Consider the following 16976-nt stretch of genomic DNA (forward strand, 5'->3'; position numbering starts at 1 on the left):
TAGGACGCTTACTCAGCCAGTAAGCGCCGCAGTTCAGCCAGCACAGGCCCCGTTGCCGGGCGTACACCACGCCAGATAAAGAACGCTTCAGCCGCTTGCTCGACCAACATGCCCAAGCCATCAATTGTCCGCGCTGCGCCTTGCTCAGCCGCCCAACTGTTAAATGCAGTGTCTTCTTTGCCATACATCATGTCGTAGCACACGGTGTGTCCAGGCTTGATCAGGCTAGCGGCAATCGCCGGGACATCGCCCGCAAGGCTCGCTGAAGTGCCATTGATAATCAGATCTACCGGAGCGTCAATCCAGTCAAAGCCGCTGGCCGCGATCGGGCCTAAATCGGCAAACTGCTGGGCCAATTGCTCAGCCTTTTCAACGGTACGATTGGCGATCACCACACTGCTCGGCTGCTCAGCCATAAAGGGCTCAATAATGCCTCTTACAGCACCACCTGCACCCAGTATCAGAATGCGTTTGCCGCGCAGAAAAAACCCTGCATTGATCTGTAGGTCACGCACCAGCCCAGCGCCATCGGTGTTATCACCCACCAGCGTGCCGTCTAACAGTTTTTTTAAGGTATTAACCGCACCAGCACGCTGTGCACGCGCAGACAAGGTGTCTGCCAGAGCAAAGGCCTGCTCTTTGAAAGGCACAGTAACGTTGGCGCCCTTGCCTTCACTGAAAAAGTCTCGGGCAAAATCACTGAAACCATCAAGCGGCGCCAGCAAGGCTTCGTAAGACAGTTGTTGATTGGTTTGCTCAGCAAACAATTTGTGGATCAACGGCGACTTGCTGTGGCCGATTGGGTTACCAAATACGCCGTAACGGTCCATGTTGGAATCCTTACTTCTACCACTGTTAACGTCCGGCAATCACGCAGTGGAGCTTTACCACCAACTGCGGTTGCTCTCCAACTCGCTCCGGCACTGCTTCAGTTGCCAGCCATAATTCTTTGCTTGCTGCTCGACTTTGCGCGCAACCTGCATCAGCCAGGCTTTACTGCGATAGGTGCCGCGGCTATAGCCTCCGCGACCTTCGTGATAAGCCAGGTACTGATTGTAAGTGTCCCACTTGGAGATGCCCAAGGTGCGCTGCGTGACGTGGGTATACCAGCCGACAAACATGATCGCATCTTCAAAATCATCACGCGAACCGCCGTTGCCAGTCTGGTCTTTGTACTCGCCCCAAACCGGGTCCTGAGCCTGTGCATAACCGTACGCCGAACTGACTCGTCCCCACGGAATGACCCACAACAAATAGTCTCGTGGCGGCAAGGCGTCTTCAACAAAGCTGCTTTCTTGCTTGATGATCGCCATCGCCACATTCATTGGCGTGCCGTAAGCGTCTTGCATATCCAGCGAGTCTTCGTACCAGTCCGGGTATTCTCGGTAGATATTGCACAGGTTGTTTTGATCTTTCGGTGGCGCGGTCGAACAACCCGCCAGCAGCGCTAACGCAACCAGCAAACCTGCTACGCGCCCTTGAATAAGCCTGTTCAAAGGTTGGCCAGCCAGTCTCGATCAGTCAGGTAATAGTCAGTGAGACGTGCCTCTTCGGTGCCTGGCTCAGCTTTCCAGTCGTAGCCCCAACGCACGTGCGGTGGCAACGACATCAAGATCGACTCGGTACGCCCGCCCGACTGCAAGCCGAACAAGGTGCCACGGTCATAAACCAGGTTGAACTCCACATAGCGCCCGCGGCGGAACGCTTGGAACTCACGCTGCTGCTCGGTATACGCCATGTTTTTGCGGCGCTGCACAATCGGTAAGTAGGCCTCAAGATAGGCATCACCAATAGCGCGCAAGAAGGCAAAGCTGGTGTCGAAGTCCCACTCGTTCAAGTCATCGAAGAACAGACCGCCAATGCCGCGAGGCTCGTTACGATGCTTAATGTGGAAGTAGCGATCACACCACTCTTTATAGCGCGGGTAGACGTCGGCGCCGAATGGCTCGCACGCTTTTTGCGCAACGCGATGCCAATGCATACAGTCTTCTTCGTTGGCGTAATAAGGCGTCAAATCAAAGCCGCCACCAAACCACCAGACCGCTTCTTCGCCTTCTTTTTCAGCGATAAAGAACCGCACGTTCGCATGTGAAGTCGGCACGTGTGGGTTGGTTGGGTGAATCACCAACGACACGCCCATGGCTTCAAACCCGCGACCGGCCAGCTCAGGACGGTGAGCACTGGCAGAGGGAGGCAAACCGGTGCCAAACACATGAGAGAAGTTGACCCCACCTTTTTCGATCAAACCACCGTTCTCGATCACGCGCGTGCGACCACCGCCACCCGCCGGACGCTGCCAGGCATCTTCAATGAATAGGCTGCTGCCATCTTCAGCCTGCAACGCTGCGCAAATACGGTCTTGCAGGTCTAGCAAATAGGCTTTTACGGCCTCAGTACGATCACTCACGGCGCCACCTTGGAAAGCAGGTTAAGCCGCACGGCTTTAGTTGTGCGGCGAAATCGGCGCTCAGCATACCATTTGCACCCCGGTGATCGCAGTTGACTCGAGTCAATTCGACGATAGATGCCCGGCAATGGGTGCCAAAAACATTTGTCAGGTGCATCATTAGGTCACTAATGACCCTAATTACGGAGCCTGCAATGACCAAGCGCATTCAATTTAGCAGCCACGGTGGCCCTGAAGTACTTGAGTTCGTTGACTACCAACCCGCAGCGCCAAGCGCCGGTGAAGTCCGCGTGCAGAACCAGGCCATTGGTCTGAACTTCATCGACACTTATTTCCGCAGCGGCCTTTATCAGCCGCCCGCGCTGCCATCTGGCCTGGGCACTGAAGGTGCTGGGATTGTTGAAGCCGTTGGCGCTGGCGTCACTCAATTCCAGGTGGGTGACCGTGTCGCGTACGCCACCGGGCCACTGGGTGCGTACAGTCAATTGCATGTATTACCCGCCAGCAAACTGGTGAAACTACCTGACAGCATCAGCTTTGAACAAGCTGCAGCCGTCATGCTCAAAGGCCTCACAGTGCAATACCTGCTGCGTCAGACCTTTGAATTGAAAGGCGGCGAAACCGTGCTGTTTCATGCCGCTGCGGGCGGTGTTGGCTCATTCGCCTGCCAGTGGGCCAAAGCCCTCGACGTCAAACTTATTGGCACAGTCAGCACCGCTGAAAAAGCCGAACGGGCGATGCAGCAGGGCGCTTGGGCGACCATTAACTACAGCCATGAAAATGTCGCCGAACGCGTGCTTGAACTGACTGATGGCAAGAAATGTCCGGTGGTTTATGACGGCGTCGGCAAGGACACCTGGGCAACGTCGCTGGACTGCGTTGCGCCACGCGGCCTGCTGGTCAGCTTTGGCAATGCCTCGGGTGCGGTCAGCGGAGTTAACCTGGGGATTCTGGCGCAGAAGGGCGCGCTGTACGTCACTCGACCCACTCTGGCCAGCTACGCCGACACCCCTGAACGCCTGCAGAAAATGGCTGACGAACTGTTCAGCATGATCAGCAGCGGCAAGCTGGATGTTGAGATCAATCAGCGCTACCCGCTGGCGGAAGCCGCGCAAGCGCAAATTGCCTTGAGCGCGCGCCAGACCACGGGCTCGACGATTTTGTTGCCGTAACTTGCCAAGCACCAGTCGCTCACACAGGTGAGCGACTGGTGTCAGCTGAAACAGCGCTGCTTACGAGGGCCGCACCACGTCGCCACTGATCAAGTCGCGAATCAGGCTCGGGTTTTTACGCCCACCCAAGGCACCATTCAAGACCTTGTCGAGCTGACGCGGGAAGTACTGCTCAATGCGCAAACGACTGCGCGCCGCAGGACGGCCAGCAGGATTGGCGGAGGTCGAAACCAGCGGGCCGGTGAGGGCGCATAACTCACGCACTAATGGATGATCACTAACGCGCAAGGCAACACTGTTGTGCTGGCCGGTAATCCATTCAGGTAAGCGATCCTGATGCGGCACCAGCCACGTAGTCGGCCCCGGCCACATACTGGCCAAGCGGTCTTGCCAGATGTCCGGCAAGTCTTCAATAAGAAAGTCAAACTGGTGAATATTGTCAGCAACCAAAATCAGACCTTTGTGCATCGGCCGATTTTTTAGCGCCAGCAAGCGCTCAACCGCCAGCTCATCCCACGGATCGCAGCCCAGCCCCCAAACTGCCTCAGTCGGATAGGCAATCACCCCCCCTTGCATCACCACCCGCGCGGCTTGTTGTACTTGCCAGCTATTGACCATCAATCGTGCTCCGTTGAACCCATGCCGCGCAGTGTATCTAAGCCCCGGAACAATTGACTAGCGCGCATACCAACGGCCAGCCTCACAACTCACCCGGCCTTCGAGCTCAAGCTCAGTTAACTCCGCCAGCACATCAGACAACGGCCAACCGCTGGAAAGCACCAAAACTTCAGTGCTTTGCGGCGCTGCAAATAACAAATCAAGCAACGGGTGTCGGGCTGGAGTTGGGCGCTCAACACTGGAAGAGATTTGCTGCCAACCGCGTAATGCCTCAAGAATATGTTCGATGCTCTCGACCAAAGAGGCGCCATCACGAATCAACTGATGACAGCCCCGGGCACCCGGATGATGAATTGAACCCGGAATCGCATACACCTCACGGCCTTGTTCGGCGGCCAGGCGCGCGGTAATCAACGAACCACTCGACGGGCTGGCCTCGACCACCAACACACCTAGCGACAAGCCACTGATAATGCGATTTCGTCTGGGGAAATTACTCGCATGCGCCGGGCTGTTCAGCGGCAACTCAGAAACCAGAGCGCCGCCATTGGCAACGATATCGGCTGCTAATCTGCGGTGGCGGGCAGGGTACATGTGCTGCAAGCCGGTTCCGAGCACCGCAACCGTTTTACCCTGAGCGTCCAAGGCGCCCTGATGCGCTGCACCATCAATACCCAAAGCCAAGCCACTGGTGATTACAAAACCGCCAGCCGCCAGGCTCTTGGCAAAACTGTGCGCGGTGTCCAAACCGGGCGCGGAAGCGCGGCGGCTACCGACCATGGCCAGTTGTGGCAGCTCAAGCAAGCTGGCATCACCGCGAATGAACAACAGCGGTGGCGCATCACTAAGTTCTGCCAATAGCGCCGGATAGCGCCCTGAATCCCACATCAGCAACTGGTTGCTTGGGTCTTCCAGCCAACCCAGAGTCGCATTGGCCTGTTCACGTATCTCGCTGCTGCGCCGAGCTTCGCTACAGACAGTGGGCAACCCAAGCGCTCTCCAGGCAGAGGCGGGCGCACTGAGCGCGGAGGAGGCAGAGTCAAAGGCACTTAGGAGTTTTTTGAAACGCTTGGGGCCGAGTTCAGGCAAGCAATGCAAGCGGATCCGAGCTTCAGTCTCGGCAGGGGAAGGTGCAGCGGTTTTGCTGAGGTGTTGCGACATACTGATCATCCTTGATCGGTCGCGCCCTACGCCGCTGGAATGCACCGGCGTATGACTTAAAAGCCCAGCTGTTGCTGGGCTTTCGAGAGTTACGGGTTACGCACCTTGTCGAGTACCGCCAAGTTGCGGTTGGCATGCAGAATCAAACCATAGCTGAGCTTGTTATAGGTGCGGAACACCATCATCAAACCCGCTCTTTCGTCTGGAATCTTGATTGAGTCACCGGTCACGCGATCCCGTACGGTCTCACCGGTCTTGTATACGGCCAACACGTTACCCACAACCAGGCCCTCACGCGCGCCTTTGTTGATGGTCACTACATCAAACTGACCAATCTGATTGACGCCACGGGGAACATCGATGATCAAGCCTTTGACTTCACCGGTAGGCTCGCTCGGCATGAATGTCGAGTCGATCGCCCGCTCTTCGGTCACAAACAAGCGGTCGCCATTGCGCACTTCCTGCGTACTGCGACGCAGTTCCATGGTGCCTATGTCGCCTTCTTCAGCAACAATCTCACCGCCACCGATGTCATCGGCATTGATACCGAGGAACTCTTTGGTTTCAGGATCGAAGTAGCTCTTGCCCTGACGAAAAATCCCGTAGTTCGGCGTGGCCGTGCTGAACTTGCCACGTGCATATATACGGTCGCCTGCGCCACTGACAACGCGCTCGGCGTCACCCGCAACAATATAAGGTGCGCGTTCGAAGTCTTTTGGGTCATCAACAATGCGGTTGTACAGCAAGAAGCTGTTGATGGCTTCCAGCGGAATAGCTGGAATGGCCTCGGCCATCGGCGTGCTACGCACTTTTGGCGACAGTTTGATGGTGCCACGTGAAGCGCCGCGATTAAGCATCAAGCGTGGCTGACCGTCGACATATACCAGGCTCAGCGTATCGCCAGGATAGATAAGATGCGGGTTTTCAACCTGTGGATTAGCGTGCCAAATCTCAGGCCACTTCCAGGGTTCACGCAGGAATCTACCGGAGATATCCCATAGAGTATCGCCCTTGACCACTGTGTAACGGTCCGGATGACCATCCTTAAGTTGCACATCTGCCTGGGCCAAACCGCTAGCTGCAAGGAGCAGCAAAGCGAGTAGTGATTTCCTCATGCGGTGAATCCCTTTATTATGTGTCTTCTGTGAAGCGCCCTAGCGCTGCAACCTAACCCCAATAGAAATGCGGCGTTAAGCCGCTTTTCAATGCTGCGCAACATCTTAGCAGCGGATTTTGACTTTATTCCACAAGTGCATCACACAACGCATATGGCGATTTTAAACATCCTCGAATTTCCCGATCCACGTTTACGCACCATTGCTAAGCCAGTGGACGTAGTCGATGACGATTTGCGTCAGCTAATCGACGACATGTTTGAAACCATGTATGAAGCGCCGGGCATCGGTCTTGCTGCCACGCAAGTCAATGTTCATAAGCGTTTGGTGGTTATGGACCTGTCTGAAGACCGCTCCGAACCCCGGGTTTTTATCAACCCGGAATTCGAACCGCTGACCGAAGAAATGGACCAATATCAGGAAGGTTGTCTCTCGGTTCCCGGTTTTTACGAAAATGTCGACCGTCCGCAGAAAGTTAAGATCAAAGCACTTGATCGCGACGGCAAGCCTTATGAGCTGATCGCCGAAGGTTTGCTCGCCGTGTGCATTCAGCACGAGTGTGACCACCTCAACGGCAAGCTGTTTGTCGATTATCTGTCTACGCTCAAGCGTGACCGGATTAAAAAGAAGCTGGAAAAGCAGCACCGTCAGCAGGCTTGACCGATGACTTTCAAAGGCTTGCTGCGGCAAGCCTTTTTATTTGCAGCAGGTAAGGGCGCTTGACCCCGCACCTGAGTTTAGCGAGAACCCATGACTGACCCTTTACGCATCATTTTTGCTGGCACCCCGGAATTCGCCGCCGAGCACCTCAACGCCCTGCTTGGCACCGACCACCAGATCATCGCGGTGTACACCCAGCCGGACCGACCTTCTGGCCGTGGGCAAAAGCTGATGCCGAGCCCGGTCAAGCAACTCGCCCTGCAACATGAAATACCGGTGTATCAACCGCAAACCCTGCGCGACAGCGACGCCCAAGCACAACTGGCAGCACTTAATGCCGACTTGATGGTGGTGGTGGCCTACGGTTTGATCTTGCCGCAAATAGTGCTCGATACCCCACGTCTGGGCTGCATCAACAGCCACGCATCCTTGCTGCCGCGCTGGCGTGGCGCAGCCCCGATCCAGCGGGCGATAGAGGCGGGCGATGCGCAGTCCGGCGTCACCGTGATGCAGATGGAAGCTGGGCTCGACACTGGCCCGATGCTGCTCAAGGTCAGCACCCCAATCAGCGCCGAAGACACCGGCGGCAGCCTGCATGACCGCTTAGCGCGTCTAGGGCCCGATGCGGTCATCGAAGCCGTTAATGGCTTGGCCGCAGGTTCGCTGGTTGGCGAGATTCAAGATGACAGCCTGGCGACCTACGCACACAAGCTCAACAAAGAGCAGGCTCGTATCGACTGGGCGCGCCCGGCGGATGAGCTGCAACGCCTGATTCGCGCATTCAACCCAACGCCGATCTGCCACAGCACGCTTAATGATGCGCCAATAAAGGTGCTCAGCGCCGAATGTTGCGCCGGTGAAGGCGCGCCTGGGATTATTCTCGATGCAAGCAAGCACGGTCTGACCGTCGCTTGCGGCAGCGGCGCGCTGTTACTTACTCGCCTGCAACTTCCGGGTGGCAAGGCACTGAATTTCGCCGACCTTTATAACAGCCGTCGTGAATACTTCACCGTCGGCGCGGTACTGGTTTGATGAACCCACGTCTCGCCGCCGCCAAAGCACTTAGCGCAGTGCTGTCTGGTAAAGCTTCGTTAGGCAGCAGCCTACCGCCGCAACTGGATAAAGTTGAACCACGTGATCGCGGCCTCACTCAAGAGCTGGCCTTTGGCGCCGCGCGTTGGCAGCCTCGGCTGTCGGCGCTGGCCGAGAAACTTTTGCAAAAACCGTTCAAGGCAGCCGACAAAGATGTCGAAGCCTTGCTGCTGGTTGGTCTGTATCAGCTGCTCTACACACGTGTGCCAGCACATGCCGCACTGGGTGAAACCGTAGGCTGCGCTGACAAGCTGAAAAAGCCGTGGGCCAAGGGTCTGCTCAACGCCGTACTGCGCCGCGCCCAGCGTGAAGCCGAACCGCTGTTGGCCGAGATGCAAAACGATCCAATGGTTCGCACCGCCCATCCACGCTGGCTGCAAAAATCGCTGAAAGCATTCTGGCCCGAACACTGGGAAGCCATCTGCGCAGCCAACAACGCCCATCCGCCACTGATATTGCGCGTCAATCGTCGCCATGGCAGCCGTGATGATTACCTGCAAGAACTACAAACAGCCGGTATAGAGGCCGCAGCCTGCGCATTTAGCCGCGATGGCATCCGCCTGATCCAAGCTTGCGACGTCACCACGCTGCCCGGTTTCGCCGAAGGCCGGGTGAGCGTGCAAGATGAAGCCGCACAGCTGGCTGCTGACCTGCTCGAATTAGCGCCGGGCCAGCGGGTTCTTGATGCCTGCTGCGCACCTGGCGGCAAAACCTGTCACATTCTCGAGGCCGAAGCCAAACTTGCCGGTGTGGTTGCGCTTGATCTGGAGCCCAAGCGACTGGTGCGCGTGCGCGAAAACCTAGCGCGCCTAAAGTTAGATGCCGAATTGATTGCCGCCGACGGTCGGGCTGTGGATAAGTGGTGGGATGGCCAGCAATTTCAGCGCATTCTGCTCGACGCCCCCTGTTCAGCAACCGGGGTTATCCGTCGTCACCCTGATATTAAAATCGCCCGCCAGCCGGAAGATATTCCCGCGCTGGCAGAGTTACAGGGCGAGTTGCTTGATGCGCTTTGGCCAACGCTGGCCGTTGGCGGCATCATGCTTTACGCCACGTGCTCGACCTTACCGACAGAAAACACGCAAGTGATTGAAGCCTTTCTGGCGCGGACGCCGGGCGCTCGCGAACTCGATATTGCCGGGCCTTTTGGCCTGCCACAGCCCCATGGCCGTCAATTGCTTGCACAAGAAGATGGGCATGACGGTTTTTACTATGCCAAGCTGATCAAGATCGCCGCGACACCCCGCGGCTGAGGAAGGAATCGGATGAAAATCATCATTCTTGGTGCCGGGCAAGTAGGCGGCACGCTGGCAGAACACCTGGCTAGCGAAGCCAATGACATCACAGTGGTCGACACCGACGGCGACCGCTTGCGTGATCTTGGTGATCGCCTGGATATTCGCACCGTACAAGGCCGCGGCTCATTCCCAACAGTCTTGCGCCAAGCGGGTGCCGAGGATGCTGACATGTTGGTCGCCGTAACCAACAGCGACGAAATCAACATGATCGCCTGTCAGGTCGCCTACACCTTGTTCCACACCCCGACCAAAATCGCGCGTGTGCGTGAGGCAGCCTACCTGACCCGTAGCGGCCTGTTCGACAATGAAGCCATTCCGGTCGACGTGCTAATCAGTCCTGAGCAAGTTGTGACCAACTACATCAAGCGCCTGATCGAGTATCCCGGCGCGCTGCAGGTTATCGATTTCGCCGGCGGCAAAGCCCAGTTGGTCGCAGTCAAAGCCTATTACGGCGGCCCGCTGGTAGGTCAACAGTTGCGCCAACTGCGCGAACACATGCCCAACGTCGACACCCGCGTTGCCGCGATTTTCCGCCGCAACCGACCGATAATGCCTAAAGGCGACACCGTGATTGAGGCCGATGATGAGGTGTTCTTCATCGCAGCCAAAGCACACATCCGCGCTGTTATGAGCGAGATGCGCCGCCTTGAAGACAGCTACAAAAAGATCGTCATAGCCGGAGGTGGCCATATTGGTGAGCGCTTGGCAGAAGCCATCGAAAGCCGCTACCAGGTGAAGATCATCGAGATGAACCCTGCGCGTTGCCGCTACCTTTCTGAGACTTTGGACAGCACCATCGTGCTGCAGGGCAGTGCCTCGGACCGTGATTTGCTGGTTGAAGAAAACATCAACGATGCGGATATCTTCCTAGCACTGACCAACGACGACGAAGCCAACATCATGTCGTCGCTCTTGGCCAAGCGCATGGGCGCGCGCAAGGTGATGACCATCATCAACAACCCGGCTTACGTCGATTTGGTGCAGGGCGGGGATATTGATATCGCCATCAGCCCACAACTGGCAACCATCGGCACCTTACTCACCCACGTTCGCCGTGGCGATATCGAAAGTGTGCATTCCCTGCGCCGTGGTGCTGCCGAGGCAATCGAAATGATTGCCCACGGCGATGCCAAGTCGAGCAAAGTGGTCGGACGCGAAATCGGCAACATCAACCTGCCACCCGGCACCACCATCGGTGCGGTGATTCGCGATGAAGAAGTGCTGATCGCCCACGACAACACTATGATCCAGAGCGGCGACCACGTGATTCTGTTCCTGGTCGACAAGAAGTACATCCGCGATGCCGAGAGCTTGTTTCAGGTCGGCCTGACCTTCTTCTAAGTAACCAGACAGGAGACCCAATGCTTGAATCACTGGAAAAAATGCTCGCCAAGGGTGTGGATAACTCATTGCTGCGCTTCGGCCTCGGCAAGGGTTATCTCGATGCTGGCGAAACGGCGCTGGCGGCTGAGCATTTACAACGCTGCGTGGAGCTTGATCCCAAGTATTCCGCCGCCTGGAAGTTGCTTGGCAAAGCACTGCTCAACAACGATCAGCCAACTGCCGCACGCACCGCATGGGAGCAGGGCATAGTCGCTGCGCAAGCCCATGGCGACAAGCAAGCGGAGAAGGAAATGGGCGTTTTTTTGCGCAAGCTGGATAAGCTCAACAGCCCGCCTTGACTCATGTTTAGCCAATAAAAAGCCCGGCGATGATTAACTCAAGCCGGGCTTTCTTATTGGTTGGTTCAGCGCGCTGGCGCTGTACGCCCTTCGAGTAAACGGGCAATCGCCCCGAGCAGTACTCCGTAGAGCGGCACGAACAGCACCAGACTCACGGCCAGCTTGATCGCGTAGTCGACGCTGGCGATCTCGACCCAGTGCTCGGCCATAAACGGGTCGCTGCTTTGCCAGAAGGCGATAGAGAAGAACACAAAGGTGTCGAGCAGGTTGCCCAGAATGGTCGAAGCCGTCGGTGCAACCCACCACTGACGCAGTCGGCGCATTCGGTCGAACACCTGGATATCCAGCAGCTGACCCAGCACATAAGCGCAAAAACTGGCCAGCGCGATACGGCCAACGAATACGTTGAACTCCTGCAACGCCGCAAAGCCTGAAAACACGCCGTCTTTAAACAGCACCGACACCACGTATGAGGCCACCAACGCAGGCAACATCACTCGCGCAATCACTTTGCGCGCCGGGGCTTTGCCCAATAAACGCACAGTCAGGTCGGTGGCGAGAAAGATAAACGGGAAGCTAAACGCGCCCCAGGTGGTGTGCCAGCCGAAAAGGGTAATCGGCAACTGCACCAGATAGTTACTGGCGATGATAATCAGGATATGAAAGGCGATCAGCGCCACCAAAGCGGGTCGGCGGATCGTTGTCAGGGTGGTTTGCATGTGAGCCTTTTTAAGTTTTATGGGGTGAGGGAACCCATTTCGAAAATGCCGCGCCTATGCGGCGCGCGACATTTTAGCGAATACTTGACTCACAAGATAGGTTTTAAGCGCTTTACTGACAGTTGGTCACTCGGTGACGAAACGCAAACCCACGCCTTCAGCATCAACACGGGTCACCACCATCTGCAAGATTGGCGCTTCAATTGGCATGCCCTGTACCTGACCGGTGACCACATCGCCCAGCTTTAGCGCATGTAAGTCACCGTGCTTCACATAGACGCCGCCATCAGACAGGTCTCGCGTCTGCGCTACCACATCACCAAAACTTGGGTGACTGATTTTGATCATGCACTTCATCGCGGTACGCGGATGCTGGCGGTTATTCGACATGACTCTGGCAATCCTCTGATTAACTGCTTGATAGCCTAAAACCAGCCTCAGGCGTAACTACATCAGTACCACTTGGCTTCGCCCTCTGGGCGCTTCTTAAAACGTTTCATGGTCCACATGTACTGGCTTGGGTAAGCGCGGACATAACGACCAATCACTTCGCTCATGGCGGCAACGCCAACCGCGATATCTTCGCTGTACATGGCTTCTGGCGCGGCTTCAAGAATGACTTTATAGCCGCTGCCGTCTTCTAGCCGCAACGCATGCAGGAAAACACCAACGGCCTTGCCGCCGGTAAGCATGCTTGGTACAAATTTACTGGTCAGTGCAACAGTCCCCAAAAAGGGTACGAATACACCGCTGGAAAGACTCGGTTCAGGGTCTGCTGGAATCCCCACTGATCCACCTTTACGCACCTCTTTGATCACGCTGAGGATGCCCTCTTTGGTCGAGGCGGCGACCCGGTTGCCCATTTGTACACGCTGCTTTTGCAGCAAGTCGTCCACCGCTTTGAGCTTCGGAGGACGATAGAAGATGATCGGTTTGCACTGCGAACAATAGAAGTGATTGAGCACCTCCCAGTTGCCCAAGTGGCTGGTAATACCCACCACGCCTTTACCCGAGGCAAGGGCCTGTTCAAGCACCTCAAGACCTTCAACCTCACGGATCAGGCCGAGCGACTTTTGCGCTGGCCAGATCCATGCGCAGGCACTTTCAGTCAAGGTTTGACTGATTCCCCTCAAGGTTTCGCCAAGTAACTTCTGATGCTCAGCCTCATTAAGCTCCGGGAAGCACTTCTTCAAATTGGTGCTGGCGACTTCACGCGAGCCATTTGGCAGCTTGTACATCAACCAGCCGATTGCAGCGCCAGTTGCTTGCACTGCGCGCCATGGCAGCAGAGCAAACAGGCGCAGAAAACCTACAACCAGTGCACCTTTGAACTTCTCCACAGCCCACTCCCCCGAGATCAAAAAGCCTATTGTACCGTTCTACACCCGCGCACGCTTATTTGCGGCTCACGCTTTGGCAAGCTGAGGATAACGAAAGCAGTCTGTGGTGTGATCCATCACCATGCCGCTGGCCTGCATAAAGGCGTAGCAGATGGTGGGGCCGACAAAGTTGAAACCGGCTTTTTTCAGAGCTTTACTCATGGCCTCGGCTTGCGGCGTGATGGCTGGGACTTCGGCGCGCTCGCTGAAACGGTTGATCAGCGGCTTGCCATCAACAAACGACCACAAGTACTTGGCCGGGTCATCAAGCTTGAGCCAGGCCAAGGCATTTTGCCGAACCGCCTTGAGTTTGAGGCGATTACGCACAATGCCAGGATCTTGCATCAGCGCTTCGATTTCATCATCACTCAGCTTGGCCAGCCGCTTGACATCGAAGCCATGCAGCACCTGGCGGTAACGCTCGCGCTTTTTCAGCACGGTGATCCACGATAAACCGGCCTGAAAACCCTCAAGCAGCAGCAACTCGAAGAGCTTATCGGGGTCAGTTAGGGGCACACCCCATTCTTCATCGTGGTAAGCCATGTACAGCGGATCTTCAGAACACCAGAAGCAACGAGTCATAAGACAATCCCTAGCAGGTCTAGGCCACGTGGTTTGCGGTATACTCCCGCTCTTTCTGTCGCAGCCAAAACAGGTGAATTTTTCGTGAGCCAGACTACGCCTGCCGTGCGCACCTTCCAAGATTTGATTCTCGCCCTGCAGAAATACTGGGCTGAGCAGGGCTGCGTTGTGTTGCAGCCATACGATATGGAAGTCGGTGCTGGCACTTTCCACACCGCTACATTCTTGCGTTCCATCGGTCCCGAGACCTGGAACGCGGCCTATGTACAGCCAAGCCGTCGCCCGGCTGATGGCCGTTATGGTGAGAACCCCAACCGTCTGCAGCATTACTACCAGTTTCAGGTAGTACTGAAACCTAACCCGGAGAACTTCCAGGAGTTGTACCTGGGTTCGCTGCAAGCTATCGGTATCGACCCACTGGTGCATGATATTCGCTTTGTGGAAGACAACTGGGAATCGCCAACGCTTGGCGCCTGGGGTCTGGGCTGGGAAATCTGGCTCAACGGTATGGAAGTCACCCAGTTCACCTACTTCCAGCAAGTCGGCGGCATTGAGTGCTACCCGGTCACAGGCGAGATCACATACGGTCTTGAGCGTCTGGCCATGTACATTCAGGGCGTAGATTCGGTGTATGACCTGGTATGGGCGGATGGCCCGTTCGGCAAAGTCACCTATGGCGATGTGTTCCACCAGAACGAAGTCGAGCAATCGACCTACAACTTCGAACACGCCAACGTCGAGAAGCTGTTTGAACTGTTCGATTTCTATGAGTCCGAAGCCAACCGTTTGATCGAACTTGAGTTGCCGCTGCCAACCTATGAAATGGTGCTCAAGGCTTCGCACACCTTCAACCTGCTGGATGCGCGCCGGGCGATCTCTGTCACCGCGCGCCAGCAATATATTTTGCGTGTGCGTGCTCTGGCCCGTGATGTTGCTCAAAGTTACCTGCAAGCTCGGGCCAAGCTCGGCTTTCCGCTCGCCACCCCTGAACTGCGTGATGAAGTACTGGCTAAGCTGGAGGCTGCAGAATGAGTGCACAAGACTTTCTGGTAGAACTGGGCACTGAAGAGCTGCCGCCAAAAGCCCTGAAAACCCTGGGCGAATCGTTTTTGTCCGGGATTGAAAAAGGCCTCAAAGCAGCGGGCCTGAATTACGCCAAAGCCCGTTACTACGCCGCGCCACGCCGTTTGGCGGTATTGGTGGAGCAACTCGACACCGAGCAACCTGATCGGGTGATGAATCTCGACGGCCCGCCAGTCAAGGCCGCGTTCGATGCCGAGGGTAATCCAACCCAGGCCGCCCTCGGCTTCGCCAACAAGTGTTGCGTGGACCTGTCCGAAATCGACGCCAGCGGCCCAAAGCTACGCTTCAGCCAGACCATTGTCGGCAAAAAGGCCGCACAGCTGTTGCCGGAGATGGTTGAAACCGCGCTTAACGACTTGCCGATTCCCAAGCGCATGCGCTGGGGCGCGCGTCGTACCGAGTTCGTACGCCCAAGCCAGTGGCTGGTGATGCTGTTTGGCGACACCGTGCTTGATTGCGAGATCCTCGCGCAGACTGCCGGTCGCGTCTCCCGCGGCCATCGCTTCCATCACAACACTGAAGTGACCATCAGCGCGCCCGCCAACTATGCCGAAGACCTGCGCAAGGCCTACGTCATTGCTGACTTTGCCGAGCGTCGTGAGCAAATCAGCAAGCGTGTCGAGCAATTGGCTGCCGAGCAAAATGGTACGGCGATCGTGCCGCCTGCGTTGCTTGATGAAGTCAGTGCGCTGGTTGAATGGCCGGTACCGCTGGTGTGCTCCTTTGAAGAGCGCTTCCTCGACGTACCGCAAGAAGCACTGATTACCACCATGCAGGACAACCAGAAGTACTTCTGCCTGCTCAATGCCGAAGGCAAGCTGCTGCCGCGCTTTATCACCGTGGCCAACGTTGAAAGCAAAGACCCCGCGCAAATCATCTCGGGTAACGAGAAAGTTGTGCGTCCGCGACTGACCGATGCCGAGTTCTTCTTCAAGCAGGACAAAAAGCAAAAACTCGAAACCTTCAACCAGCGTTTGGCCAACGTGGTGTTCCAGGCGCAGTTGGGCTCGGTCTACGACAAAGCTCAGCGTGTGTCGGCGCTGGCGGCTTACATCGCCGAGAAGATTGGCGGTGACGCTAAACGTGCAGGCCGCGCTGGCTTGTTGTCGAAGTGCGATCTGGCCAGTGAAATGGTTGGCGAGTTCCCGGAAATGCAAGGCATTGCAGGCTACTACTACGCCATGCACGACGGTGAACCCGAGGACGTTGCCCTGGCGCTGAACGAACAGTACATGCCCCGCGGCGCTGGCGCAGAGCTGCCAAGCACCCTGACTGGCGCTGCTGTTGCCCTGGCTGACAAGCTCGACACACTGGTCGGTATCTTCGGCATCGGCATGCTGCCAACCGGTAGCAAAGACCCTTATGCGCTGCGTCGTGCGGCGCTGGGCGTGCTGCGCATCCTGATCGAGAAAGAGCTTGAACTGGATGTGACTGAGGCAGTTGAGTTTGCGATCAAGCAGTTCGGCAGCAAAATCAAGGCAGCCGGTCTCACCGCGCAAGTGCAGGAATTTATCTTCGACCGTCTGCGTGCGCGCTACGAAGACCAAGGTGTCGACGTAGCGGTTTACCAGGCTGTTCGCGCGGTAAATCCGGTCTCGCCGCTGGACTTCGACCAGCGCGTGCAAGCGGTGCAGGCGTTCCGCAAGCTGCCTGAAGCCGAAGCACTGGCCGCAGCCAACAAGCGGGTATCGAACCTGCTCGGCAAGGCTGATGGCAAGGTCGCCACCAGCATCGCTGCGCATTACTTTGATACCCCAAGCGAGTTCGCCCTCAACGCCGCGATTCAACAGGCGGAGCAGGCGGTACAACCTTTGGCCCAAGCGCGGATGTACAACGAAGCGCTGGCCAAATTGGCCTCGCTGCGGACACCGGTCGACAGCTTCTTCGAGACCGTACTGGTCAACGCTGAAGACCCGAATGTGCGCGCCAACCGCTACGCCTTGCTGGCGAAGCTGCGTGGCCTGTTCCTCGGTGTTGCGGACATCTCGGTCCTGAGCTGACGCAGGTT

The 16976-nt window shown here is 56.6% G+C and carries 18 protein-coding genes; 8 read left to right on the top strand and 10 right to left on the bottom strand.

Annotated elements, in window-relative coordinates:
• Window positions 1–8: 8 nt before the first annotated feature.
• From aroE to hemF, 3 genes are read right to left on the bottom strand one after another with little or no spacing between them, the layout of a single operon-like run.
• On the bottom strand, window positions 9–830 hold the full coding sequence (aroE, locus tag ACN0UH_RS03460) for a shikimate dehydrogenase (protein WP_417660757.1): 822 nt from the start codon (window positions 828–830) through the stop codon (window positions 9–11).
• Between the two features lie 54 nt (window positions 831–884).
• The gene (locus ACN0UH_RS03465; RefSeq protein ID WP_417660758.1) at window positions 885–1496 is read right to left on the bottom strand and encodes a hypothetical protein; all 612 of its coding nucleotides are present in this window, start codon (window positions 1494–1496) and stop codon (window positions 885–887) included.
• The gene (gene hemF / locus ACN0UH_RS03470) at window positions 1493–2407 is read right to left on the bottom strand and encodes an oxygen-dependent coproporphyrinogen oxidase (protein ID WP_417660759.1); all 915 of its coding nucleotides are present in this window, start codon (window positions 2405–2407) and stop codon (window positions 1493–1495) included. The genes ACN0UH_RS03465 and hemF overlap by 4 nt, the downstream gene beginning before the upstream one ends.
• A gap of 194 nt (window positions 2408–2601) precedes the next feature.
• Here hemF and ACN0UH_RS03475 point away from each other — a divergent pair, with 194 nt between their 5' ends.
• Entirely contained in the window at window positions 2602–3579 is a 978-nt protein-coding gene (locus tag ACN0UH_RS03475) for an NADPH:quinone reductase (RefSeq protein ID WP_417660760.1), read from the top strand.
• 60 nt (window positions 3580–3639) lie between these two features.
• Here the strand turns inward: ACN0UH_RS03475 and ACN0UH_RS03480 are convergent, their stop codons facing one another.
• From ACN0UH_RS03480 to ACN0UH_RS03490, 3 genes are all read right to left on the bottom strand, one after another.
• Window positions 3640–4197, bottom strand: a complete 558-nt coding sequence (locus tag ACN0UH_RS03480; protein WP_417660761.1) for an L-threonylcarbamoyladenylate synthase — start codon at window positions 4195–4197, stop codon at window positions 3640–3642.
• A gap of 57 nt (window positions 4198–4254) precedes the next feature.
• A complete protein-coding gene (gene dprA, locus ACN0UH_RS03485) occupies window positions 4255–5358 on the bottom strand; it encodes a DNA-processing protein DprA (RefSeq protein ID WP_417660762.1) in 1104 nt (367 codons plus the stop codon).
• Window positions 5359–5447: 89 nt separating this feature from the next.
• Window positions 5448–6473, bottom strand: coding sequence for a LysM peptidoglycan-binding domain-containing protein (locus ACN0UH_RS03490; protein WP_417660763.1), 1026 nt, complete (start codon window positions 6471–6473; stop codon window positions 5448–5450).
• A gap of 153 nt (window positions 6474–6626) precedes the next feature.
• Here ACN0UH_RS03490 and def point away from each other — a divergent pair, with 153 nt between their 5' ends.
• The 5 genes from def (at window position 6627) to ACN0UH_RS03515 (ending at window position 11205) form a co-directional block, all read left to right on the top strand.
• Window positions 6627–7133: a peptide deformylase gene (gene def / locus ACN0UH_RS03495; protein WP_417661097.1), complete on the top strand. Its 507-nt coding sequence runs from the start codon at window positions 6627–6629 to the stop codon at window positions 7131–7133.
• 90 nt (window positions 7134–7223) lie between these two features.
• A complete protein-coding gene (gene fmt, locus ACN0UH_RS03500) occupies window positions 7224–8165 on the top strand; it encodes a methionyl-tRNA formyltransferase (protein WP_417660764.1) in 942 nt (313 codons plus the stop codon).
• A complete protein-coding gene (gene rsmB, locus ACN0UH_RS03505) occupies window positions 8165–9478 on the top strand; it encodes a 16S rRNA (cytosine(967)-C(5))-methyltransferase RsmB (protein ID WP_417660765.1) in 1314 nt (437 codons plus the stop codon). The genes fmt and rsmB overlap by 1 nt, the downstream gene beginning before the upstream one ends.
• Before the next feature lie 12 nt (window positions 9479–9490).
• Complete coding sequence (gene trkA / locus ACN0UH_RS03510; RefSeq protein ID WP_417660766.1) at window positions 9491–10864, top strand: Trk system potassium transporter TrkA; 1374 nt, start codon at window positions 9491–9493, stop codon at window positions 10862–10864.
• Window positions 10865–10884: 20 nt separating this feature from the next.
• Window positions 10885–11205 (top strand): tetratricopeptide repeat protein, encoded by a 321-nt coding sequence (locus tag ACN0UH_RS03515; protein ID WP_417660767.1) that lies wholly within the window; start codon window positions 10885–10887, stop codon window positions 11203–11205.
• A gap of 65 nt (window positions 11206–11270) precedes the next feature.
• On the opposite strand, the gene ACN0UH_RS03520 is transcribed toward ACN0UH_RS03515, so the two are convergent.
• The 4 genes from ACN0UH_RS03520 to ACN0UH_RS03535 form a co-directional block, all read right to left on the bottom strand.
• On the bottom strand, window positions 11271–11924 hold the full coding sequence (locus ACN0UH_RS03520; protein WP_417660768.1) for a 7-cyano-7-deazaguanine/7-aminomethyl-7-deazaguanine transporter: 654 nt from the start codon (window positions 11922–11924) through the stop codon (window positions 11271–11273).
• Window positions 11925–12050: 126 nt separating this feature from the next.
• The gene (locus tag ACN0UH_RS03525; protein WP_417660769.1) at window positions 12051–12314 is read right to left on the bottom strand and encodes a PilZ domain-containing protein; all 264 of its coding nucleotides are present in this window, start codon (window positions 12312–12314) and stop codon (window positions 12051–12053) included.
• Window positions 12315–12376: 62 nt separating this feature from the next.
• On the bottom strand, window positions 12377–13264 hold the full coding sequence (locus ACN0UH_RS03530) for a lysophospholipid acyltransferase (RefSeq protein ID WP_417660770.1): 888 nt from the start codon (window positions 13262–13264) through the stop codon (window positions 12377–12379).
• A 66-nt stretch (window positions 13265–13330) separates the two neighbouring features.
• The gene (locus ACN0UH_RS03535; protein WP_417660771.1) at window positions 13331–13885 is read right to left on the bottom strand and encodes a DNA-3-methyladenine glycosylase I; all 555 of its coding nucleotides are present in this window, start codon (window positions 13883–13885) and stop codon (window positions 13331–13333) included.
• Between the two features lie 84 nt (window positions 13886–13969).
• Between ACN0UH_RS03535 and glyQ the strand changes: the two genes are divergently transcribed.
• Both glyQ and glyS read left to right on the top strand, forming a co-directional pair.
• Window positions 13970–14917 (top strand): glycine--tRNA ligase subunit alpha, encoded by a 948-nt coding sequence (gene glyQ, locus ACN0UH_RS03540; RefSeq protein WP_417660772.1) that lies wholly within the window; start codon window positions 13970–13972, stop codon window positions 14915–14917.
• Entirely contained in the window at window positions 14914–16968 is a 2055-nt protein-coding gene (gene glyS, locus ACN0UH_RS03545) for a glycine--tRNA ligase subunit beta (RefSeq protein WP_417660773.1), read from the top strand. Before glyQ ends, glyS begins: the two co-directional genes overlap by 4 nt.
• Window positions 16969–16976: the final 8 nt, after the last annotated feature.

It is taken from the genome of Pseudomonas sp. (assembly GCF_048265905.1).
Lineage (GTDB): Bacteria > Pseudomonadota > Gammaproteobacteria > Pseudomonadales > Pseudomonadaceae > Aquipseudomonas.